The organism is Mesorhizobium sp. M0771, from assembly GCF_040320155.1.
In the GTDB taxonomy this organism is placed as follows: domain Bacteria; phylum Pseudomonadota; class Alphaproteobacteria; order Rhizobiales; family Rhizobiaceae; genus Mesorhizobium.
The window spans coordinates 1-22,780 of the sequence record NZ_JAMYPC010000018.1; the positions used below are offsets into that span (position 1 = coordinate 1).

Consider the following 22,780-nt stretch of genomic DNA (forward strand, 5'->3'; position numbering starts at 1 on the left):
ACTCCGGCGCGCTTGGGGCGACCCCCCCCCCGTCGAGCTTCCCTCGACACCTCTCCCCCGATCGACGGGGGAGAGGAAAGGCCCCCCTTCCGCAACTGCTGCGGGACGGGCGGGCAGCGCAAGCTTTCGCAGTTGGCTCGTCATCAGGTACCGGTCGGACGCTTGCCTCACCCGCCCCCACGCGGCATAGATCGGCCATGACAAGCGAACCTTACCGCCCGCGCCGCTCGGTGCTTTACGTCCCCGCCTCCAACGACAAGGCGCTGGCCAGGATCGCGACGCTGGCCTGCGATGCCGTGATCATCGACCTCGAAGACGCCGTCGCGCCCTCAGACAAGATCGCCGCGCGGGACAAACTGGCCGGCATTTTCGCCAGCCGACCGAAACGCCGCTGCGAGATGATCGTGCGCGTCAACGCGCTGTCCAGCGAATGGGGCAACGACGATTTGCTGGCCGCGGCGAAATTCGAGCCCGACGGCATCCTGTTGTCCAAGGTCGCCACGCCGCGTGACATCCTCGAAGTCGGCGACGTGCTCGACGATAATTTTGCCCCCGACAGCGTCAAGCTCTGGGCGATGATCGAGACGCCCAAAGCCATGCTCAATATCGGCGCCATTGCCGAACTCGGCCGCGATCGCGCTTCGCGGCTAAATTGTTTCGTTGCCGGAACGAACGATCTGGTCAAGGAAACCGGCATTCTGGCGACGCCTGATCGGCGCTACCTCGTGCCTTGGCTGATGCAGATGGTGCTGGCGGCGCGAGCCGGCGGCATCGACATGCTCGACGGCGTCTCCAACGATTTTCGCGACCTCGACGCGTTTGCGCGCGAATGCACGGAAGCCGCCGCCATGGGCTTCGACGGCAAGACGCTGATCCACCCCGCCCAGATCGAAATCGCCAACCGCGCCTTTGCGCCCGCGCCCGAAGCCTTGGCCGAGGCGCACGCGGTGAAAGAGGCTTTCGCCTTGCCCGAAAATGCCGGCAAGGGCGTGATTGCGCTGGATGGCAGGATGGTCGAACGGCTGCACCTGGTGCAAGCCGAGAAACTGCTGGCGAAGGCCGCCGCCATCGGCGCATGATCCGCCCCGAAAAGACGAACTCACGACAGGACCTGACCCATGAGACTTTACCGCTTTTTGTCCGCCCCCGACGATTCAACCTTCTGCCACAAGGTGACCGCGGCGCTGAACAAGGGCTGGCACCTGTACGGCTCGCCGACCTACGCCTACGACAAGAAGACCAAATCGATGCGCTGCGGCCAGGCGGTGGTGAAGGATATCGACGGCCAGGAATACGGGCCGGATACGAAGCTGAGTGATTGGTAGGGAAGGCGTCAACCTCCGCGTCTTCGTCATCCTAGGGCGAAGCAAGGAGCGAAGCGACGCGACGCAGACCCTAGGATCCATGCCGTGCCGTTTGCCCTAGAGTGCAGCGGATCAGATGACGCTTGTGCCGGCGCTCGTTACTGCGGATCTGTGCTGTTCGCAGAACCGCTTGCTTTCCTGCACCGCGGCACCTGCACCGCCGTCACGGCATGGATCCCAGGGTCTTCGCGACGGAGCTTCGCTCCTGCTTCGCCCTGGGATGACAAAGGCGGGGGCTATTCCGCCGCCTCTTCGAGCTTTTCCATATCATCGTCCGACAGGCCGAAATGGTGACCGATCTCGTGGATCAGCACATGGGTGACGATGTCGCCCAGCGTCTCTTCGTTCTCGGCCCAGTAGTCGAGGATGGCGCGGCGGTAGAGGGTGATGCGGTTCGGGCCCTCGCCGGTCTGCGGGTTCCAGCGCTCGGCGATGCCGCGGCCCTCGAACAGGCCAAGCAGGTCGAACGGCGTCTCCAGCGACAGATCGTCCATGATCTCGTCGGTCGGGAATTCGGCGATCATGATGACGATCTCGCCGGTCAGCTTGCGGAAATCGTCGGGCAGATGCGCGTAAGCCTCCAGCGCCAGAAACTCCATCTCCTCGATCGAGGGCGAGAGTTCGTCGTGCCAGGTGCGGGTCTTGTAGATGCGGGCCATGCTTTGTCCTTTGATCCCGGCATATAGGCTTTCCCTCCGGACTCGGCAAATGGACGGGTCCCTGGCCAATGACTGTTTCTTTGCACCGAATGACTGCGACCAAAGCCTAAGGTTGGCTCGCTACCTTTGATCAAGGAATAAATTCCTTCTGACTCCGCTTGACTCTTTCGGCACCCTCTGGAATCTATAGGAACATAACAGGAACAATTATGAGAGAAATTGACCGTCATGGCGACATCAGCCGTGGCGCGGGAGACTGTTTTTGCCCTGCGCCGCCAGATCGCGAAGATCGAGGGAACGCTGCCCGAGCGCCTGGCCGTGCCGGCCGGCGAGCGACCTCGTGCGTGCCCTGACAGCGCTATCGGCGGTGCGCCCGAACCTAATGCCGATGTCACCATCATCCGCCGCGGGCTTGCCGTGGCTTCGCCGGATGCTTTCCTGGCCACCGGCGTCGAGCGCCTCGATGCGGCGCTGAGCGGCGGCCTGCCGAAAGCCGCCTTGAACGAAATCCATGGCCTTGAGACCCGCAATGCCGGGGCCGTCGCCGGCTTTGTGCTGTCGCTGGTCAGCCTGATCCTCAGGGGCCAGCCCTTGCCCGTGCTGTGGATCGGCACATCGGAGATTTTTCGCGAGGCCGGCTTTCCCTATGCCAGGGGATTGCAGGGCATGTTCGGTATCGCCCCGGAGCAATTGCTGTTTTCCGAGGCGCCGAAACTCACCGATGCGCTGTGGGTAGCCGAGGAGGCCGCGAAGATGACGGCGCTCGCCGCAATCATCCTCGAAATCCGTGGCAGCCCGCAGCGGCTCGACCTCACCGCGACGCGCCGGCTGCACGCGCGCGCCCAAAACGCCGGCCGGCCGGTGTTCCTGCTGCGCCAGGCCGGCGAAGCCGAGCCGACCGCCGCCCCGGTGCGCCTCATCGTGTCGGCTGCACCAGCGGCGAGCCGCCGGACGATCGCCGGGTCGCTCGCCGGCTCGATCGGCCGGCCTGCCTTCACCGTCAGCATCGGCAAGAGCCGCACCGCTCTGCCTGGACAATTCACACTGGAGTGGAACCCCGATGAACACGCATTCGAAGAAAGAAAGCCCCGCGAAAAACGGGCAGAGAATTCTGTCGCTGTGGTTCCCGCATCTGGCGGCAGAACGGATCCTGCGCCAGCGCCTGGGACGGTCGTGGCGTTCCCGGCCTTCGGATCATCTGCCGCCATCTCACCCACCGCTCGTGATCAGCCATCGCGACCGCAACGCCCAGCGCATATCGGCCCTCGACGAGCGGGCTGAGGCGCTGCATCTGAAGCCTGGCATGGGCATTGCCGATGCGCGCGCCATGCATCCCTCGATCGACATCGTCGAGGCCGATCCGGACGCCGATCGCCGGCTGCTCGAAGGCCTCGCCGACTGGTGCGATCGCTATACGCCGCTGGTGGCGCTCGACGGTACTGATGGCCTTTATCTCGACGTCACCGGCTGCACGCATCTGTTCGGCGGCGAGCGCGCCATGCTGGACGACATCCTTGCGCGGTTTTTCCAGCAGGGTTTCGATGTCCGCGCAGGGTTGGCCGCGACGCCGGGTGCAGCCTGGGCGGCGGCGCGCTTCTGCGGCAACCGCATCGTTGTCTCCGGCGAGGAGGAAGCGCTGCTCGCCCCCTTGCCGCTGGCGGCACTGCGCATCGAGGCCGATATCCGCGCCAGCTTGGAAAGCGTCGGCCTGCGGACCGCCGGCGCGGTCATGGCAGCGCCGCGCGCGCCGCTCGCCCGTCGCTTCGGCGCGACCTTGCTGTTGCGGCTCGACCAGGCGCTCGGCCGCCTCGACGAGGCGGTATCGCCGCGCCTGCCCGTGGCCCCGCTTTCGGTCGAACGCCACCTGGCCGAGCCGGTCGTGCTGACCGCCGAGATCGAACGGCTGGTGCTCTTGCTGGCGGTGACGCTGAAGGCCGATCTCGAACGCCGCGGCGAGGGCGCAAGGATGCTGGCGCTGCTTTTGTTTCGCGTCGACGGCGCCGTCAGCCGCATCGCTGTCGGTACCTCGCGACCGTTGCGCGAACCCAAGCTTATCCAGCGCCTGTTCCATGAGCGGCTGGCCGCGCTCGAACAGGACATCGATGCCGGCTACGGCTTCGACCTGGTGCGGCTTTCGGTGCTGGCGGCCGCCGGCTTCGACATGCAGCAGGCCGATTTGACCGGCGAGACCGAGGATGACGGCGCCGACATGGCACTCTTTGCCGACCGCATCCGCGCCAGGCTCGGCGACAGTGCGGTGCTGAAACCGGTCGCCCTCGAGAGCCATCTGCCGGAGCGCGCCATCGCCACCATCCCGTTCTCGGAAGCGCCACAACGCAAAACACCGCTCAGGAAGCCGGGCTCGAAAGACGCGCCGCGCGCAACCATCTTCCCGCCGGAACGGCCGATCCGGCTGTTCCGTTCGCCCGAGCCGATCGAGGTGCCGGCCACCGAAATGCCTGAGGGTCCGCCGATGAATTTCCGCTGGCGCCGCGCGCTCTACCGGGTCGCGCGCGCCGAGGGGCCGGAACGCATCGCGCCGGAATGGTGGCGTGAAACGTCAAGCGATCCGCTCACATCGACGCGTGACTATTTCCGGATCGAGGATGCCGACGGCCGCCGCTACTGGCTCTACCGGCAAGGCCTCTATGGCAACCCGCAGGTGCCGCCGCGCTGGTTCATGCATGGGGTCTTCGCATGAACGCGCTGACCGTCATCCCCTATGCGGAATTCGGCATCCAGTCGAACTTCTCCTTCCTGCGCGGCGCCTCCAAGCCGGAGGAGCTGGTGGTGGCGGCCAAATTCCTCGGCTTTTCCTCGATCGGACTGGCAGACCGCAACACGGTGGCCGGCGTCGTGCGCGCCTGGCAGCAGGCCAAGGTCGAGAAGCTCGCCTATCACCCCGGTTGCCGCCTGGTGTTCGGCGACGGCACGCCGGACATTCTCGCCTATCCGCAGAACCGCAAGGGCTGGGGCCATCTCTGCCGCATGCTGACGCAAGCCAATTTGCGCGATGAAAACGAGAAGGGCGCGACCCTTCTCCAGCGCAGCGACCTGCTCGAATGGGGCGACCTGCTGTCGCTGGCGGTGCTGCCGGATCTCTCGGCGAATGCCGACGATCCCCTGGCATTGGTCCGTCAACTGAAAGACCGTTTCGGCGCTAATTTGCGGCTAGGCATGGCGCCGGATTATCGCGGCAATGACCGTTTCCGCATCGAGCAGGCGGCGGGCATGGCGGACATCGCCGGCGTGCCGCTGATGGCGACCAACGACGTGCTTTATCACAGCGCCGAGCGCCGCTCGCTGCAAGATGTGCTCACCGCCATCCGCCTCAATTTGCCGGTCGCCGAGGTCGGGCTGGAGCTGACGGCCAACGCCGAGCGCCATCTGAAGCCGCCGCTGGAAATGGCCCGTCTCTTCCGCCGCCATCCACGGGCGCTGGCCGAGACGCTGCGCTTTGCCGGCGAACTGACCTTCTCGCTCAGCGACCTCCAGTACAATTATCCCGACGAGCCGACGCAATCAGGGCTTGGGCCGCAGGCCGAGCTAGAGCGTCTGGCCAGGGAGGGGGCCGCCACGCGCTATCCGGCGGGCGTCCCCGCTTCCGTCTTGCAGCGCATCAGTGAGGAGCTCGCTCTGATCGAGCGTCTGAATTATGCGCGCTATTTCCTGACCGTTTACGACATCGTCCAGTTCGCCCGCAATGAGGGCATTCTGTGCCAGGGCAGAGGCTCGGCCGCCAACTCGATCGTCTGCTACTGCATTGGCATCACCGAGGTCGGCCCCGAACGCATCGACACGTTGTTCGAGCGCTTCATTTCCGAGGAGCGCAACGAGCCGCCCGACATCGACGTCGATTTCGAGCATGAGCGGCGTGAGGAGGTGATCCAGTACATCTACTCCAAATACAGCGCCAAGCGCACCGCGCTGGCTGCCGCCGTCATCAGCTATCGCGGCCGCTCGGCGCTGCGCGAGGTGGCCAAGGCCATGGGCCTGTCGGACGATGTCCGCATTGCGCTCTCCAGTTCGATCTGGGGCTGGTCGACCTCGGAGCTCGGCGAGAAGGAGGCGCATGCCGGCGGCCTCGACAGCAACGAGACCTCGACCCGTCACGTGATCGCCCACGCCAACGAGATCATGGGCTTTCCCCGGCATCTGTCGCAGCATGTCGGCGGCTTCGTCATTACCCGCGACCGGCTCGACGAGATCGTCCCCATCGTCAAGACGGCAATGGACGAGCGCAAGATGGTCGAGTGGGATAAGGACGATCTCGACGCGGTGAAGATCCTGAAGGTCGATATTCTGGCGCTCGGCATGCTGACCTGCCTGAAGCGCGCCTTCACCTTGCTCACCGACCATTATCCGAAGGCCCGGGATGATTACGGCCGACCCTATGTGCTGGCCACCCTGCCGCCGGAAGAGAACGACGTGTACGACATGATCTGCCGCGCCGACACGCTCGGCGTCTTCCAGATCGAATCGCGCGCGCAGATGTCTATGCTGCCGCGTCTACGCCCGCGCGAATTCTACGACCTGGTCATCGAGGTGGCGATCGTGCGGCCCGGTCCGATCCAGGGTGATATGGTGCATCCCTATCTGCGCCGCCGGCAGAAAAAGGAAATGCCTGAGTACCCCAAGCCGGAACTGGAAGAAATCCTGGGCAAGACGCTGGGCGTGCCGTTGTTCCAGGAACAGGCGATGAAGATCGCCATCGTCGCCGGCGGCTTCAGGCCGGGCGAGGCGGACGAACTACGCCGCGCCATGGCCACCTTCAAGCGCACCGGCACCATCGGCAATTACCGCCAGCGCATGATCGACGGCATGGTCGGCAAGGGATACACCAAGGACTTCGCCGAGCGCTGCTTCAAGCAGATCGAAGGCTTCGGCGAATACGGCTTTCCCGAAAGCCACGCCGCCTCCTTCGCTTTGCTCGTCTATGCCTCCTGCTGGTTCAAGACCTTTTATCCCGACGTGTTCTGCGCCGCGATCCTGAATTCGCAGCCGATGGGGTTTTACCAGCCGGCCCAGCTGGTGCGCGACGCGCGCGACCATGGCGTCGATATCCGCGACGTCGACGTCAATTTTTCCGACTGGGACTGCACCCTGGAGAAAGCCCAATTCGATCCGGGCCGCATCCTTGCGCGCCATGCCGAAATGCGCGGTGTCATCAAGACCCGGTGCGCCGTCCGGCTTGGCTTCCGTCAGATCAAGGGCTTGGCCGAGAAGCGTATGGAAGCTTTCACCGCGCGGCGCGGCGCCGGCTATACAAGCGTCAGGGATGTCTGGCTGCGCTCGGGCCTCGATGTCGGCGAAATCGAAAGACTGGCGCAGGCTGACGCCTTCCGCTCGCTCGGCCTCGACCGTCGTGAAGCCTTGTGGGCGGTGCGCGCGCTGGATGGCAAGAGCGCCGCCGAACGGCTGCCGCTGTTCGACCAGCCGGCGATCCGGCTGCGCGAACTCGAGCCCGAGACAAAACTGCCGACAATGCCGCTCGGCGAGCACGTCATCCACGACTACCGCGCGCTCGGCCTGTCGCTGAAGGCGCATCCGGTCGCCTTCCTGCGCGAGCGGCTCGACCGCGCCGGCGTCATTCCCAATGCCAATCTCGGCTCGGTGCGCGACGGCAGGCGGGTCTCGGTCGCCGGCCTGGTGCTGGTGCGGCAGCGGCCCGGCAAGGGCAATGCGATCTTCCTGACGCTGGAAGACGACAAGGCCGTCGCCAACGTCATTTTCTGGGAGCGGACCTTTACCCGTTTCCGGCCCATCGTCATGGGCGCGCGCTTCGTCAAGGTCACCGGCAAGCTGCAGTCGGAATCCGACGTCATCCACATCGTCGCCGAGAAGATCGAGGATTTGACGCCGTGGCTGACGGTGCTGCTGGAAGAGATGACGCCGGCTGCCCGGCCCGACATTGCCACCCTCTCGGACAAAGCTGAAAGGGTCATGCCCAAGGGGCGGAATTTTCAGTAGGCAAGTGCAGGGCGGTCGGGAGCCCATGACATTAATGCCGGCAAGGGCAGAGGGGGGCGCGAAGGATCGCCAACAGAATGGCTTCTTAGGCTGAGGTCCGTTTGAACCACCCCTGGCCCTTCAGCCCGGCCCACCCAATCGCGGCGGCGACAGCACGTCTTCCGCCGAAATAGTCCGCGCCTCCGAGGGCAGCATGATCGGGATGCCGTCGCGCACGGGATAAGCGAGCTTGGCAGCCCGCGAGATCAACTCGCCGCGCACCGGGTCCCAGGCCAGCGGCCCCTTGGTCAGCGGGCAGGCCAGCAGCTCCAGCAATTTTGGATCGACATTGACCGACTTGCCGTCACGCCCATCCGCAGCCATTGGATCCCCCTTCAGCCATCGGCTCAGCCCTTATTGCAGGCTGGAACCAAAGTCCTCATTCTCGCGCGCCAGCGCCATTTCGGTGATCGCGATCAGCGTCTCCGCGCGGGCTTTCAGGTCGGGCGCCTCCAGCAGCGCCTGTTTCTCGGCCGGTCCGTAGGGCGACATCATCGACAGCGCATTGACCAGCATGGTATTCTCGGCGCGGCTGACGCTTTCCCAATCGGCTTCGAGATCGTTGGCCTGCAGATAGGCGCGAAACGCTTTCAACAGCGCCGGCCGGTCGATCTCGCTTGCCGCCTGGTCTTCGGCGAGATCGGTGAGGAACGGCGCCAGCTTGCATTGCCGGAACGGCGTCTTCACCGGCAATTCGCTGGTGATGCGGAAACGGCAGACGCCCTGCAGCGAAATCAGATATCGGCCGTCGCCGCTCTCGGCCATCGAGATGATGCGCCCGGCGCAGCCGACATTGCACAGTTCCGGCTCGCCGTCGGCGCGCAACGCGCCATTGAGGCTGGGCTGGACGATGCCGATCAGCCGCGCGCCGGCGATCGCCTCATCCACCATCTGCAGATAGCGCGGCTCGAAAATGTTGAGCGGCATGCGCCCGCCCGGCAGCAGCAGCGCGCCGGCAAGCGGAAACACCGGAATGGTTGCCGGCAGATCCTTGCCGACCCGGTAAAATGCGTTTCCGACCTGCACCTTCACTCCTCCGACCCGCTCGCGCGCGATGTTATCGGCCTAATCTGGCGCGGCGGCCGCCGACCGCAAGGCCCGACAGCCACGCCCCGGCAATTTGGCCGGCAAACGGCTCAGGAAAACAGCAGCGACGACAATTTGCGCCGTGCCGCCAGCGTCGCCTCGTCGGTCATGCCCCAGGCCTCGAACAGTTTCAGCAGCTGCGCCCTGGCGCCGTCCTCGTTCCACGTCCGGTCGGCTTTTATAATCGCCAGAAGATTGTCGGCCGCCGCATGGCGCTCGCCCTTGGCGTTCTGGATCATGGCGAGGTCGAAACGCGCCTGGTGGTCGCCGGGATTGGCGGCCAGTCGCTGCTCGAATTCAGCTGGATTGCCAAGTGCTGCCGCTTCCGCAGCCAGCGTCATCTTGGCACGCAGCGCGGCAAGTGCCGGCGCATTCTTCTTGGCCTCCGGCGCCGTTGCCAGCAGCGCCTCGGCGCCGTCGCTGTCGCCGGCCTCGAACAGAAGCTCGCCCAGCCCGGCAATCGCCTCGATCGTCTCCGGCGCCTGCGCCAGGATGGCGTCGTAAATGTCGGCTGCGGTCTGCGCATCGCCCGCCGCATGCGCTTCCGCCGCCGCGGCCAGTGCTTCGGCGACGGGCGGCGCGCCATTGCCCTTGCCGCCGACCTTGGTGATGAACTCGGCAATCTGGCTCTCGGGGATGGCGCCCATGAAGCCGTCGACAGGCTGGCCGTCCTTGAAGGCGATGACCGCCGGGATCGATTGGATGCCGAGCTGGCCGGCGATCGAGGGATGATCGTCAATGTTCATCTTGACCAGCTTGACCTTGCCGCCGGCGGCCTTGATCGCCTTTTCCAGAAGCGGCGTGAGCTGCTTGCAGGGCCCGCACCACGGCGCCCAGAAATCGACCAGTACCGGCTGTTTGCGCGATTCCTGGATGACGTCGGCGGCGAAAGTGGCGGTCGTGGTGTCCTTGATCAGCTCACCAGCGGCAGGTGCTGCGCCGGGTGTCGGGCCAAGTGCCGACTTGGCCGGCTCGGCGCCGCCATATCGCACGGAAGTGGTGTATTGGCCCGAATTGCCGCCGAATTGGCCGCCAAACGGATTGTTGTTGTCGCTCATCTCGTCGCCCTTCCGGTCGCGCCCAGCGGAGCAGCGCGACGTCCTTAACTAGAGGTCAGTTTTCGCCATCCATGTGGCGATCAAGCCGAGACTTTCAAGATAGCAGCATCATGTCCGGTTGCCTCGACGAATCTGATGAGGTCGGCGGACGCGATCGACGTCGTCGCCTCATTGGTCAGCGGATGCGCGTTGACTGTCGCATGTGCCATCAAATCCTGGTCGAGCACCACCTTGACCCGTCTTTCGGTGTCGTTGATCAGCCCGAACACGGTGACCGCGCCCGGAATGACACCGAGCAGCTCCATCAGCATCTCCGGCTTGCCGAACGACACCCGGCCGGCGGCGCCGATGATCGTGTGGATCTGCTTCAGGTCGACCACCGCCTCCTCGCCGACGCTGACCAGGAAGAAATTGTCCTTCTTGTCCTTGAGAAACAGATTTTTCGTGTGCCCGCCCGGTATCTCGCCGCGCAGCGACTGCGAATCGGCCACCGTATAGAGCGGCGGATGGCGCACGGTCGACACTGATATGCCGAGATCGGCAAGAAAGGCGAAAAGCTCGGCTTCGGTCTTCGGCATTGGTGGTCTTCCCCTGTATCGGCGCGCGGCAAAGCCGTTTACGGCCAATGATGCCGCCGAGACAAGACCGTCATGCGGGAAGTCGATGAACCACCCGCGTGGCCGACAAGGTTCGGCCAGGCGAATTTGGCGCGGCTAAAAAGCCCGTCATTTCCTTGTTGCAATCGCCGCGCTCTTCAGCCATATAGGCCCGGCTTGCGGCCCCGAGGGCCGTGTGAGCGGGTGTAGCTCAGGGGTAGAGCACAACCTTGCCAAGGTTGGGGTCGAGCGTTCGAATCGCTTCACCCGCTCCAGTTTCCTCTAGGGGAATCAAGCGATGAAGAGGCGCCTTTCGGGGCGCCTTTTGCTTTTTCCAGACCGGCGATGTAAGCGCGTTGCGGGACACTTGTTCTCCCTCAGAACCAGGCGCAGGTAAGACGGCGTGGCGCACAATCCCTCGGGTTCAATTTCGGCGAAAGGCGGCACCGCATCCGAAGCGCTTGCTTGGCTGGCGTTGCGGAACGCCGCGTCCGAATGCGGCTCAGGCTCGCGCTTGATCGACCCGCAGCCCCTGCGCGCACTCCCGGCGGGACGCAAGTGGGCGCATGAGATTGCCAAGGTAATCTTCGATGGCCTCATGGCAGGAAGCCTGTCGGTGCCGGCGCAATTGGCTGCCGGATGGGCGAGGTTCGGCAGCGCAACCACCGCGTTGATCATCGAACTCGGCAAGATCTGGGACAATCCCGCAGCAGCTCGCCGCGTCCAGTACCAGCTTGAGCAAATGCTTCTCGAATCCGACGATCTTGCCACGCCGCGCAGGCTGGCGCGAACGCTCGGAATTCGCGTCGACGCTCGCAACCCGACCGCGACCGAACTGCCGGAAGGCATCGATCAGATCTATGCCCATCTGATGCTGGATGGCCGGATCGAGGCTGTAGTGCAGTTCGGTGCACTCGGGACGGTGACAAGCGATCATTGGATTGAATTGATCCTGGATGTAGTGCCTGCTGAGCGGCTTGCGGGAGGATCGCCTGCACCGCAAAAGGGCGCCGGCGCGACCACGTCAAACACGCCTGCAGCCGAGGCATCGTTTGCCATGGCGGGAAGCGAGCCCGATCAGGACAGCCACTTCGGCAAACTCGCGCAATTGGCCGCACAGGCGCATGACCTGGTTCGGTCGAGCGCTGAACCGTCAGAGCCTGTTGCGCCGCGCCGCGCACGGGTCGCGGACAAGCACGACAAGGATCGCACGGCGTTCTGGAACAGCTATTTCGCGACCGAGGATCCGTGGAACTACGGTTCGTCCTATGAGCAGGAGAAATACGAGCGCCAGCTCGAAATCCTGCCTCCCGGTCCCATCGGGCGGGCGCTTGAACTGGCCTGCGCGGAGGGCCACTTCACGCGGCAGCTGGCTCCGCGTGTGAGCCATCTGGCCGCAACCGACATTTCCGCCATAGCCGTCGAGCGAGCCCGCGCCCGATGCAACGATCAGCCGAATGTCGAGTTCGGCGTACTCGATTTCGCTGCCGACACGCTGCCGGGTGAGATGGATCTGATCGTCTGTTCGGAAGTGCTCTACTACTTGGATGACCTCGCCGAGCTACGGCGCATCGCCAGGAAATTCGCCGAGGCGTTGGCGCCTGGCGGCAGCTTCATCAGCGCACACGCATTCGTGTTGCGTGACAATGTCGAAAAGACGGGCTTCGACTGGAACACATTCGGTGCCCAGTCGATCTCCGAGACGCTGGCGGCGACCGAAGGCCTCGTCCTCGAGCAATCGATCCAGACCGAGCTCTACCGCATAGATCGCTTCCGCCGCCTGTCGTCGGACGATGTGGCGACGGAACCGGTGATTGCTCATGTGCCGATCCGCGCGCCGATCGAAATCGGCGTCGCGCGAAATATCGTCTGGGGTGGAGCGCGAGCCTTGCGCCGCGACGTCGCACGTAACGAGCAGCGCCGGCATATCCCTGTCCTCATGTATCACGGCGTTGCCGATGGAGGTCCGGCCGCGCTCGCTCGCTTTCGGCTCACGCCCGCCGCATTCGCCAGCCAGATGGCATGGCTGCGCGCCAATGGCTTTTACGCCATTGGCTCCGAGCAGTTGGAGCAGTTCATCACCAACCGTCAGCCTTTCGTCGGCCGCCCGGTGCTCATCACCTTCGATGACGGCTTCCAGAACTTCGCCGACCATGCCTGGCCGATCTTGCGCGCCAACGACCTGACCGCGGAAGTGTTCTTGGTGACGGACCTGGTGGGCGAAAGTGCAAAGTGGGACACCGACATCGGTCCGCCGACGCCGCTTATGGGCGCCGGGACGGTGCGACGCCTCGCTGCCGAAGGCGCCTTCTTCGGCAGCCACATGGCGACGCATCGCGCCATCGATGGTCTGTCGAGCGCTGACCTGGCCGCTGAGCTCCTGCGCTCTCGTCTGTTCATCGAACGCTGGACCGGCCGTCCAACCACGGCGTTCGCGGCACCCTTCTCCGTCACCGACCGACGGCTTGGCCGGCTGGCCAGGGAGTGCGGCTATCGAGTAGGCTTCGGCCGCAGGCACGGGCCGGCGGACCTCGATAGCGATCTCATCGACCTTCCGCGCATCGAGATTCGCGGCGACCGCTCGCTCGATGACTTTGTCGCCACTGTGGAGGCCGTGCTCGGATAAACGCCGAACTGGTCGGTGCGGCAGCGCAAATGGGCATCCGCGTGGGCTGGTGTCAGAGCGCTGCCGGTAGCGCGGCTGCGTGGCCGTGATTTGCGAAAATTCCCTCGTCCCGCCGTCTTCCTGCTATGATGGAGATGAGGAGGCGACCCATGAGCGAGAACCGTAAGCTGGCCGCAATCCTGGCTGCAGATGTGGTCGGATACAGCCGGCTCGCGAGCGCGGACGAAGATCGTACCTTGGCGCGGTTGCGGGCACTGCGCAGCGACCTGATCGATCCGATCATTGCAGTGCACCACGGGCGGGTTATCAAGCGTACCGGAGATGGGGCGCTGGTTGAGTTTCGCAGTGTGGTGGATGCCGTGCGCTGCGCCGTTGAGATTCAAAACGGTATGGTTGAGCGCAATGCCGGCGTACCGCAGGAGCGCCGCATCGAGTTCAGGATCGGCATCCATCTGGGCGACGTGGTCGAAGAGAACGATGGCGACCTGATGGGTGACGGCGTCAACATCGCCTCGCGTCTGGAGGGCGTTGCGGCGCCCGGCGCCATCTGCCTGTCCGAGGATGCCTATCGCCAGGTCAAGGCCAGGCTTGACCTCTCGGTCAGCGATCTCGGCAGCACACAGCTCAAGAACATCGCCGAGCCGATCCGGGTGTATTCGCTGCAGGTCGGCGCCGGGGCCAAGGTGGCCGCGACCTCGCAAACCCCGACGAGCCCTCCGGCTGCGGCAGCGCCGCCGAAACTGTCGATCGCCGTGCTGCCGTTCGCCAATATGAGCGGTGATGCCGAACAGGACTACTTCGCCGACGGCATCTCCGAAGACATCATCACGGCGCTGTCCAAACTGTCACAGCTCTTCGTCATCGCTCGCAATTCGTCGTTCATCTTCAAGGGCCAGAACGTCCATGTGCAGGATGTCGGCACGAAGCTCGGCGTGCGCTATGTCCTTGAAGGCAGCGTACGCAAGTCGGGGAACAAGGTACGCATCACCGCGCAGCTCATCGATGCAATCTCAGGCGGCCATCTTTGGGCGGAGCGGTTCGATCGCGATCTGACCGACATATTCGCCGTGCAGGATGACGTGACGCAGCACATCGTCGGTGCGCTGGCGCTCAATCTGACCGAGGATGACCGTCTGCGGCTGGCGCCCGAACACCAGCGCAACCCGGAGGCGTATGACTGTTTCCTGCGGGGCCGGGAGCTGTGGCACCGGCTGACGAAGGACACGAACGTCGCGGCCCGCGAGCTCTTGCAGCGGGCCATCGAACTGGACCCGAAATTTGCCTCTGCCCACGCTTTCCTAGCCCTCACGTACGGGCTCGATTACCTCAACAGGTGGGGTGCGTCGGACTCGATGGCGCAAGCGGAAGAGGCAGCAACGCGAGCGGTAACGCTGGATGACAGCGATCCCTGGGCGCACTGGGCGCTGGCATCGGCCAAGCTTTACACACGACGGCACGATGAGGCCATCGGCGAGGTGGAGCGCGCGATAGCCCTCAATCCGAACTTCGCCGAAGCGCACGTCGCCCGCGGCGAGGCGCTGTATTATTCGGGTAGACCCGCGGAGGCGCTAGAGAGTTTCGCCCGGGGAAAGACCTTGAATCCATACTTCCCGGATGTGCTTCTGCACTTCCAGGCTTTGGCATCGTTTCAACTGGGAAGGTACGAAGAGGCGGTCGACCTCTTGCTGCAACGGCTGGCTCGCAACGCTGTCACCGACCTCTCGCGCGCGCTTCTGGCGGCATGCTACGGCCATCTGGGCCGTCTGGAGGAGGCCCATGCGGCATGGCAGGACCTGCTTCGCGTCAATCCCGCCTATTCGCTGGAACACCGTCGCAAGGTCTTGCCTTACAAGAACCCTGCCGATTTCGAACTCATGGTCGAGGGGCTCCGCAAGGCCGGCGTGGTGCAATGACGGGCTAAAGCCCGGCCGGGTCAGAGGCCTGAGGCCCGGCCGATCTTGCGCCATCGGGCGTTTTCGCGAACCGGTTTCAGGTCATCGGTCGTCTCGGCAAATGTCCGCAACCGGTATTGCCGCAGCAGGTCCGGGAACAGCGCCCCTTCCGGCAGTCCGGCAAGCTGCTCGCGGACCGAGATTTGTTCATCGATGACCCGCATGCCCCAGGCATTTTCCCGAACCTGCAGCTCGGCGGCCAGATCGCGCTCTTCTGGCGCGTTTTCATCAAGCGTAGCCAGCAGGATCGAGTGAAAAAGCGCGACATAGCCAATCTGTCTCAGGCCGCCCACAACCCGCACGCGCGGCAATATGGCAAGGGCAAGGAACATCAGGAACAAGTCCGGCAAAAGCATGCCGTCCAGCAGTGCCTGCTGGAGATGCGGCCGCTCGAACGGGATGGAAAGACCATGCGGCCTGTCAGGCTCGATCAGCCGCCCGTTCTCGAGGACGAGCTTGCGCACGCGCTGCTCGCGGATGCCCCAGAAATAGGCCGTGGCATTGGGCAGGAACCTGCCAAATGGGCCCGATGCGGCTTCTTGCAAGGCATGGTCGAGACGCCGGCGCCTTGCGGGCTCGAGGAGCAGCCTGGAAAGAAGGCTGCCTTCATCTTCCAGATGCCGCGAAACGACAGTCGCGGCCAGCCTATCATCGACGAAAACCGGCCGAGCCATGCCGGAACGATCCCAATCGGCGACCAGATGCTCGTTGAGTTCTGTCAGCGCATCGGCGGCTGTTGCAAATACCTTGTCCTGGCTGGCAAGCAGCGTGCCGAGCCAGCTTCTGGCATCCGTCTCATTGCCCACCGTTTCGAGCGCGCGCCCGTTGAGGGCGACGGGACCGGCCGCGCAGGCGCTTTTGCGGCACAGTTTGTGGCGGCCCATGCCAAACAAATTGACCTTGTCGTCGCCGACATCCAGCCATCCCGGCCCCTCCCGGCCGGTTGTCTCCATGGTCATGGTCGTTCCCATGAAGCCGAAAAAAGCCGACAGCCCGTTTTCGACCGCGCCGAGCCAGGCAAGCAGCAGGGCATCGAAGGTGATGCGATCCATCAGAAGCAGGCAGTGCAGGCCGGACTGGATAACCGGTCTGTGGTCGAATTCGTCGAGGGCCTTGTCGATCGCTTCGGGCTGCATGATCGCACCGAGGCGCTGCTGCAGGACGTCGCGCAGGATCGAGCGGGCAGCGATCGACGGGGCCGATGCAGGCCTTGCCACCGGCCGCCACAGATGGCGGGCATAATCGGAAACCGGCGCATTCCAGTTCTGCTCGATGTCACGCACGACCTCCGGGCAGAGCAGCGACAGCACAGCCAAAATGTCCACCGGAGGGGCAAGGGCAGGGACGGTGGTCATCAGAACCGCAGCCGGGCCATGCTCAGGAGGTCGTGGTACTGCCCGTCGGTAAAACCGGCCTTCACATGCCGTCCCTCGACCTCGAAGCCGTGGCTTGTGTAGAGACGGATGGCCGGTTCGTTGTCGGCATAGACGCTTAATTCGACCCGCTTCAGGGCGCGCCAATTGTCGGCCACGTCAAGCAGCGCGCCAAGGATGGCAGAGCCGATGCCCCTGCCGACAAAGCCATCGTCGAGGCCGATATTGATCTCGCCGATATGCGAGCGGCGCGGCGAACCCTGTGCGATCAGGCTGCCATGGCCGACAACCTTGCCGTCCAACTCGGCAACGATCCAGGTGGTTTCCGGGCCGGACTTGGCGATGCGCCGCTCCACCTGCTCCACCATCTCGAACGGCATCCTGAGCGTGCCCCAGCGGAAGCCCGGCATATTGAAGATAGCGCAAAGCGCCTCGGCATCGCTTGGGCGGACGGCCCGGAGCTGCGGCTGGATTTTCTCTAGGGGTGGCGTGCTGGTCATGGCTTTTCCGGCTACAGCAATTCCAGGAAAAGTGTGAGCGGTTTTCCGTCCGGAATTGCGTCAGAACAAAGGACAGAGGCAATATGCCCGGCACGATGCACCGGACGTCACCTGAAAATCCAGCCGTCTCTGAGACCTATGCCGATTGCGGGGCAAAATGCCGGGGGGCGGCGCAGAGCTTGAGGATACCGCTGATGCCGATCCAGCCGAAAAGGGCAAGCCAGCACAATGTCCCGGCCGCCGTCCAGTCGATCCGGTGCACGGCGGCGTCGGTGATGACGAGGCCAAGGACGGCAAGCAGGCCAACCAGAAACTGCGCCAAGCCGAGCACCAGCAATTCCTCACGCGGCGCACTTCTCCAGACGAGATAGGTGCCGCCTGCACCCGCGAGGAAGATGGCGCTGTAGACCTGGGCGTGGAAGGCATCGATCGGCCATGGCCAGAAGCCACCGAATGTCAGGGGAAACAGCAACAGGCCGACGCCGTAGGCCCCGAGGATCGTCATTTCCACCGGTAGGTAGGCGCGCCATGCGGGGTTCAAGATCACGCCTTTTGCAGAAGGGCGGGCCCTTGCCCGCCACAGGAACAGCCCGGATACCGCGGCTGACGCAAGATAGACCAGAAACCAGAGCCAGGGGGCTTTGCGCTCGAAGTTGAAATAACCGAGATTGATGAACGAAGCCGCCGACACGATGACGGTGAAGATGAAGGCCATGACCAGCACGAGCCTGCCGGGCGACCAGCGATTCCAGACCAGCAGCGCCGCCATCACTGCCATTTCGGCGGTGTAGAAGCCGCCGAGGAAGCGGGCATTGAACGGCGTGACGGCCCAGGGCCAGCGCGGCTTGACCAGCCCGGGCGCGAAAAACAGGCCGGCCCCGACGATCAGGACGATGATGACCCCCGCCGAGAAAAGGCGCAGGGCCGCCGGAAATGGCGGGTTGTCGCGTGTCGGCATGGAGAAAACCCCAGAGATGAATGCCCCATGGGCTATCATAGTTTGGAATTCAACAAATGGAAATTGACCTGTCACCAGGCTTGTCCATTCGAATGGCCGTACGGTCCATTTCGCAGTATGATGGAGCGTTCGGGTCGAAGATCGGTCCGGCCAACACGCCTAGAGCCGGATGATTTCAGGTCTGTCCGACCTGAAATCTGAATCCGCCTCTAAATCAGGAAATAGAGGATGATGTCGTCCGAAAACCGCTTCACACTTTTCGGCATCATGCCCTAACGGCGCAATTTCCGGAGCCTGCACGATGACCGAAGCTCAGGATCTGTTCTCGCTTCTGCGGCAATCGACCGATGTCGATCCGCAGGCAATCGACGCAATCCGGCAAACCATCGCCGAGGGCAAGGACCGCGAACTTTGCCGCATCAATGCGCTGGCCTTCGCCAGCAAGCATGGCCTCGACGAGGAACGCACCATAAGCGCCTTTCTCCATGCGGCGCGGGTGGGCATCTTCGACATTTCCTGGAATGTTCTGTGCCCCGGCTGTGGCGGCGTGCTCGACACCAACGCCACGCTGAAAACCATGCAGAAGGACGAATACACCTGCGCGCTGTGCTCCCAGGGCTATTCGCCGACACTCGACGAGATGGTCGAGGTGACATTCACCGTCAGTCCCCGCGTGCGCAGGATTGCCGCCCACAATCCACACGAACTGCCGTTGGTGGAATATTACCGCCAGATCTACTGGGCGTCCGGGGCCGATCTGCCGGACGAGGATCTGGCGGAAAAGATGGAAGCGTTCTCGCTGGAAGATATCGAGCTTGCGCCCGGTGAAAAGGCGGTTCTGCACATCCAGCTTCCGCCCCAATTCATCATCGTCTTCGAGCCGGTCACGCATTCGGCCCAGTTCATTGACGCGAAGGGCGAACCGGCAAAAGAGCGGCGAAACCTCTCTCTGGCCTTCGACCGCGACCATGTCCAGAGCCAGACGCTGGAGATGCAACCCGGCCCATTGCGCATTTCGCTGGAAAACAGGACCGACACGCGCGTGCTGCCGACGGTCTTCATCGCCTGCCCGGTATTGCATGATTTCCTGGGCAAGCGCCGGCCCTTCGTGACCGCCAAGCGCCTGCTCACCAACCAGACGTTCCGGGATCTCTATCGCACGGATACGCTCGATATCAACCAGCGCCTGAAGATCACCAGCCTGACCTTCCTGTTCACCGATCTGCGCGGATCGACCGAGCTTTACGAGCGGGTGGGCGATCTTTCAGCGTTCGATCTCGTGCGCGAGCACTTCCAGGTTCTGCACGAGATCGTCGCGGCGGAGGCAGGCGCGGTTGTGAAGACGATCGGCGATGCGGTGATGGCGACCTTCGCGACGCCTGACCGTGCGATTGCCGCGGCGCTGCGGATGCGCGACGCCATGCGGGCCCTCAATGACAAAAGCGGGCGCGAGGACCTTCTGCTCAAGATCGGTGTTCATGCCGGCCCCTGCATAGCCGTGTCAATGAACGAGCGGCAGGATTATTTCGGCCAGACGGTCAACATTGCTTCGCGGGTCCAGAACCTCGCCAACGCACAGGCGATCTTCGCCACGCGTACGGTGGTCGATGACAATCTCACCGCCGATCTGTTGCACAGGAACGCGCTGACGCCGGTGCCGCACGAGGTCTCGCTGCGCGGCATCGAGCGGGAGATAGCGGTCTATACGATCCCCTGAAGAGTTCTCTACCGCTCACACGCGCTTGCAGAGGAAATAACGGTCGGCGGGCTCCGAAGTGGGCGCCGGGAGATGTTGCAGCAGCGGGTGATCGAGCGGCGTGCCACTGACCGCGAAGCCGCCGACCCGAAGCAGGCTCGCAATCAGATCGGGAAGCCAGGTAGCGGTCACTGCATCGCGATCGTCATAGCCGGTGCCAATGTCGGCATGAACAAGGGCGGCTTCGATGCCAATGAACTTGCGGCCCGTCTCGCGTATTTCGCCGAGCACGAGGTTTTCAGCTTCGGGAATTGAGCTAGTGTGCGCGCCAACTTCGCGGTCGAACACCACGATCCGGCGCCCGGGCAGAAGCTCGCGCAGATGGTGGAATGTCCGGCCATTGCCGAGGCCGAGCTCAAGCACAAGCCCCTCCATCTTCGCCACCTCGGGGCAGATTCGATTAAGAATGTCGCGCTGCGCGGTCATCCTGCTGATGAAATTATCGAGGCGACTCATATGCGATTGTGTGTCCTGAACCAGATCAAGAGATCGGTAACGCCCGCGACAAGAACTGTTCACGGGTGAATCCCGAAGCTGACGCGCTAAGCTCGATTGCGAGTCGGCACATATAGGGGCGGACAATAAACAGTGCAACAACCGTACAGGAGGCCGGCAAGCGACATTCCGGGTGGCGTCGGCGGCACTATGCGTGGCGGAATGGCGATCTCACTTGTAGGGGTCCGCGGCGTCCCGCAAGCCGTCGCCGAGGAAGTTGAACGCCATGATGACGAGGATGACGGGCAGCATCGGCAAAAGCAGCCATGGATAGAACGCGATCACGCTGACGCTGCGCGCCTCGGTGAGCAGGATGCCCCAGCTGGTGATCGGCGCTCTCAGGCCGAGCCCGAGGAAGCTCAGCGCCGTTTCGCCCAGGATCATGCCAGGGATGGAGAGCGTCGCCGTCGCGATCAGATGCGACATGAAGCCGGGAATGAGATGCCGCCTGATGATGCGGCTGCTTCCGGCGCCCATCAATTGCGCCGCCAGAACGTAATCCTCCTCGCGCAAGGCCAGAAGCTTTGAACGCACGGCGCGCGCCAGTCCGGTCCAGTCGAGCAGCCCGAGGATGACGGTGATGCCGAAATAGATCAGGATCGGACTCCAGGTTATCGGCATGATCGCCGCCAGGGCCAGCCATAGCGGAATGCTGGGAATCGATTGCAGGACTTCGATTATTCGTTGAACGATCAGGTCGAAGATACCGCCGTGATAGCCGGCCAGTCCGCCGATGACGATGCCGAGCAGGAAGCTGAAACTGATGCCGACGAGGCCGATAGTCAGTGAAATGCGTGCGCCATAGATCATGCGCGAGAGCACGTCGCGCCCCAGCCTGTCGGTGCCGGCCAGAAACAGCTGCCCGTTTTCGGCAGGACAGACAAAATGCCTGTCACCTTCGATCAGGCCCCAGAACCGATAAGTGTCGCCCTTGCAGAAGAAACGGAGCCGCTGAACATCGTCGTGGTTCTCGATGTAGTTCCGCTTGAGCGTGTCCATATCCAGCGTCATCTGGCGGCCATAGACGAACGGCCCGACGAACTCGCCATTGTGGAACAGGTGCACGTGCTGCGGCGGCGCATAGATGTAGTCCATGTTGCGCGAGTGCAGATTGTAGGGCGCCAGGAACTCGCAGATCAGTATCCCGGAATACAGCACTGCCAGGAATATGCCGGATATAAGCGCAAGCCGGTGTTTGCGGAATTTCCACCACATCAGCCGCAACTGCGATGCCTGAAAGACCTTCGATTGCTCCGGCGTCATCGCCTCGACCGACTGCAGGTCGAAGGGCGCGCCGGAAATGTAGTGTTGCAGTGGAGCACCCGGAGCGGGCAGCGGCGAGTCCTGCTTCATTTGGTGCTGCCACCCTGCAAACGAATTCGTGGATCAAGCAGCGCCAGCGCCAGGTCGGAAATCAGCACGCCGATAACCGTCAGGAAGGCAAGGAACATCAGGAATGACCCTGCCAGATACATATCCTGGCTTTGCAGCGCCTTGATCAGCATCGGCCCGGTCGTTTCCAAAGACAAAACGATAGCCGTGATCTCAGCGCCGGAGATGATGGCCGGCAGGATCGAGCCGATGTCGGAAATGAAGAAATTGAGCGCCATGCGCAGCGGATATTTGACCAGCGCCTTGAACGGATGCAGGCCCTTGGCGCGCGCCGTAACGACATATTGCTTGTGCAGTTCGTCGAGCAGATTGGCGCGCAGCCGCCGGATCATGCTCGCCGTGCCGCCGGTGCCGATGATCAGGACCGGGATCCAGAGATGGGCGAGGATCGACTTCGCCTTGGCCCAGCTCATCGGCTCACCGAGATATTGCTGGTCCATGAGGTGGCCGATGGACGTGCCGAACCAGATGTTGGCGAAATACATCAGGATCAGCGCCAGCATGAAATTCGGAATGGCAAGGCCGAGAAGGCCGAAGAAAGTCAGGCCGTAGTCGCCCCAGCTGTATTGATGCGTGGCGGAGTACATGCCGATCGGAAAGGCGATGAGCCAGGTGAAGATGATCGTGACGAAGGAAACCAGCACGGTCAGCCACATTCGGTCGCCGACGACGTCGCGAACCGGCAGCTCATATTCGAAGGAATAGCCGAAATCGCCGTGCAGCATCCCGCCCACCCAGTAGAAGTAGCGAATGACCGGCGGCTGGTCGAAACCATATTCCTTGCGCATCATCTGGATGCGGTCGGAATCCACCGCTTCGCCCTGGGCCCGAAGCTCGGCGACATAGCTGTCGAAATAGTCGCCCGGTGGAAGTTCGATGATGGTGAACACCAGCGCCGATATGACCAGCAGCGTTGGAACCATCACAGCGATGCGCCAGACAAGATATCGAAGCAC

General features: G+C 63.4%; 19 protein-coding genes and 1 tRNA gene. 9 read left to right on the forward strand and 11 right to left on the reverse strand.

What is annotated here, in order from left to right; all coding sequences use genetic code 11:
- The first annotated feature begins 197 nt into the window (after positions 1-197).
- A complete protein-coding gene (locus NKI05_RS23890) occupies positions 198-1,079 on the forward strand; it encodes an HpcH/HpaI aldolase/citrate lyase family protein (RefSeq protein WP_023816096.1) in 882 nt (293 codons plus the stop codon).
- 39 nt (positions 1,080-1,118) lie between these two features.
- Entirely contained in the window at positions 1,119-1,325 is a 207-nt protein-coding gene (locus NKI05_RS23895; protein WP_023673921.1) for a DUF1737 domain-containing protein, read from the forward strand.
- A gap of 275 nt (positions 1,326-1,600) precedes the next feature.
- Here the strand turns inward: NKI05_RS23895 and NKI05_RS23900 are convergent, their stop codons facing one another.
- On the reverse strand, positions 1,601-2,023 hold the full coding sequence (locus NKI05_RS23900) for a metallopeptidase family protein (RefSeq protein ID WP_023699282.1): 423 nt from the start codon (positions 2,021-2,023) through the stop codon (positions 1,601-1,603).
- Between the two features lie 228 nt (positions 2,024-2,251).
- On the opposite strand from NKI05_RS23900, the gene NKI05_RS23905 reads away from it, so the two are divergent.
- The 3 genes from NKI05_RS23905 to NKI05_RS23915 are packed head-to-tail and all read left to right on the forward strand — an operon-like array spanning position 2,252 to position 7,993.
- Positions 2,252-3,304 (forward strand): ImuA family protein, encoded by a 1,053-nt coding sequence (locus NKI05_RS23905; protein WP_352513583.1) that lies wholly within the window; start codon positions 2,252-2,254, stop codon positions 3,302-3,304.
- Positions 3,246-4,724, forward strand: a complete 1,479-nt coding sequence (locus tag NKI05_RS23910) for a DUF6504 family protein (protein ID WP_023816098.1) — start codon at positions 3,246-3,248, stop codon at positions 4,722-4,724. Before NKI05_RS23905 ends, NKI05_RS23910 begins: the two co-directional genes overlap by 59 nt.
- On the forward strand, positions 4,721-7,993 hold the full coding sequence (locus tag NKI05_RS23915; protein ID WP_352793291.1) for an error-prone DNA polymerase: 3,273 nt from the start codon (positions 4,721-4,723) through the stop codon (positions 7,991-7,993). The genes NKI05_RS23910 and NKI05_RS23915 overlap by 4 nt, the downstream gene beginning before the upstream one ends.
- Before the next feature lie 120 nt (positions 7,994-8,113).
- Here NKI05_RS23915 and NKI05_RS23920 read toward each other — a convergent pair whose 3' ends face one another.
- The 4 genes from NKI05_RS23920 to NKI05_RS23935 all read right to left on the reverse strand — a co-directional run bounded on the left by NKI05_RS23920 (position 8,114) and on the right by NKI05_RS23935 (position 10,754).
- Positions 8,114-8,356, reverse strand: coding sequence for a Trm112 family protein (locus NKI05_RS23920; protein ID WP_023816100.1), 243 nt, complete (start codon positions 8,354-8,356; stop codon positions 8,114-8,116).
- 30 nt (positions 8,357-8,386) lie between these two features.
- On the reverse strand, positions 8,387-9,058 hold the full coding sequence (locus tag NKI05_RS23925) for an LON peptidase substrate-binding domain-containing protein (RefSeq protein WP_023816101.1): 672 nt from the start codon (positions 9,056-9,058) through the stop codon (positions 8,387-8,389).
- 110 nt (positions 9,059-9,168) lie between these two features.
- On the reverse strand, positions 9,169-10,176 hold the full coding sequence (gene trxA / locus NKI05_RS23930) for a thioredoxin (RefSeq protein WP_023816102.1): 1,008 nt from the start codon (positions 10,174-10,176) through the stop codon (positions 9,169-9,171).
- A gap of 80 nt (positions 10,177-10,256) precedes the next feature.
- Positions 10,257-10,754, reverse strand: a complete 498-nt coding sequence (locus NKI05_RS23935) for a prolyl-tRNA synthetase associated domain-containing protein (RefSeq protein WP_023710270.1) — start codon at positions 10,752-10,754, stop codon at positions 10,257-10,259.
- 218 nt (positions 10,755-10,972) lie between these two features.
- Here NKI05_RS23935 and NKI05_RS23940 point away from each other — a divergent pair.
- From NKI05_RS23940 to NKI05_RS23950, 3 genes are all read left to right on the forward strand, one after another.
- A tRNA-Gly gene (locus NKI05_RS23940) sits at positions 10,973-11,047 on the forward strand.
- 128 nt (positions 11,048-11,175) lie between these two features.
- Positions 11,176-13,398 (forward strand): SAM-dependent methyltransferase, encoded by a 2,223-nt coding sequence (locus tag NKI05_RS23945; protein ID WP_023816103.1) that lies wholly within the window; start codon positions 11,176-11,178, stop codon positions 13,396-13,398.
- Between the two features lie 149 nt (positions 13,399-13,547).
- Complete coding sequence (locus NKI05_RS23950; protein ID WP_023816104.1) at positions 13,548-15,311, forward strand: adenylate/guanylate cyclase domain-containing protein; 1,764 nt, start codon at positions 13,548-13,550, stop codon at positions 15,309-15,311.
- A 20-nt stretch (positions 15,312-15,331) separates the two neighbouring features.
- Here the strand turns inward: NKI05_RS23950 and NKI05_RS23955 are convergent, their stop codons facing one another.
- The 3 genes from NKI05_RS23955 to NKI05_RS23965 all read right to left on the reverse strand — a co-directional run bounded on the left by NKI05_RS23955 (position 15,332) and on the right by NKI05_RS23965 (position 18,181).
- Positions 15,332-16,705, reverse strand: coding sequence for a hypothetical protein (locus NKI05_RS23955; protein WP_031205723.1), 1,374 nt, complete (start codon positions 16,703-16,705; stop codon positions 15,332-15,334).
- Entirely contained in the window at positions 16,705-17,223 is a 519-nt protein-coding gene (locus tag NKI05_RS23960; RefSeq protein WP_023816106.1) for a GNAT family N-acetyltransferase, read from the reverse strand. Before NKI05_RS23960 ends, NKI05_RS23955 begins: the two co-directional genes overlap by 1 nt.
- Positions 17,224-17,359: 136 nt before the next feature.
- On the reverse strand, positions 17,360-18,181 hold the full coding sequence (locus NKI05_RS23965; protein ID WP_023816107.1) for a hypothetical protein: 822 nt from the start codon (positions 18,179-18,181) through the stop codon (positions 17,360-17,362).
- A 301-nt stretch (positions 18,182-18,482) separates the two neighbouring features.
- On the opposite strand from NKI05_RS23965, the gene NKI05_RS23970 reads away from it, so the two are divergent.
- Positions 18,483-19,898 (forward strand): adenylate/guanylate cyclase domain-containing protein, encoded by a 1,416-nt coding sequence (locus NKI05_RS23970; RefSeq protein WP_023816108.1) that lies wholly within the window; start codon positions 18,483-18,485, stop codon positions 19,896-19,898.
- Between the two features lie 15 nt (positions 19,899-19,913).
- Here NKI05_RS23970 and NKI05_RS23975 read toward each other — a convergent pair whose 3' ends face one another.
- The 3 genes from NKI05_RS23975 to NKI05_RS23985 form a co-directional block, all read right to left on the reverse strand.
- Complete coding sequence (locus tag NKI05_RS23975) at positions 19,914-20,393, reverse strand: class I SAM-dependent methyltransferase (protein WP_023672134.1); 480 nt, start codon at positions 20,391-20,393, stop codon at positions 19,914-19,916.
- Between the two features lie 210 nt (positions 20,394-20,603).
- On the reverse strand, positions 20,604-21,785 hold the full coding sequence (locus NKI05_RS23980; protein WP_031198424.1) for an ABC transporter permease: 1,182 nt from the start codon (positions 21,783-21,785) through the stop codon (positions 20,604-20,606).
- Complete coding sequence (locus NKI05_RS23985) at positions 21,782-22,780, reverse strand: ABC transporter permease (RefSeq protein WP_023672136.1); 999 nt, start codon at positions 22,778-22,780, stop codon at positions 21,782-21,784. The genes NKI05_RS23980 and NKI05_RS23985 overlap by 4 nt, the downstream gene beginning before the upstream one ends.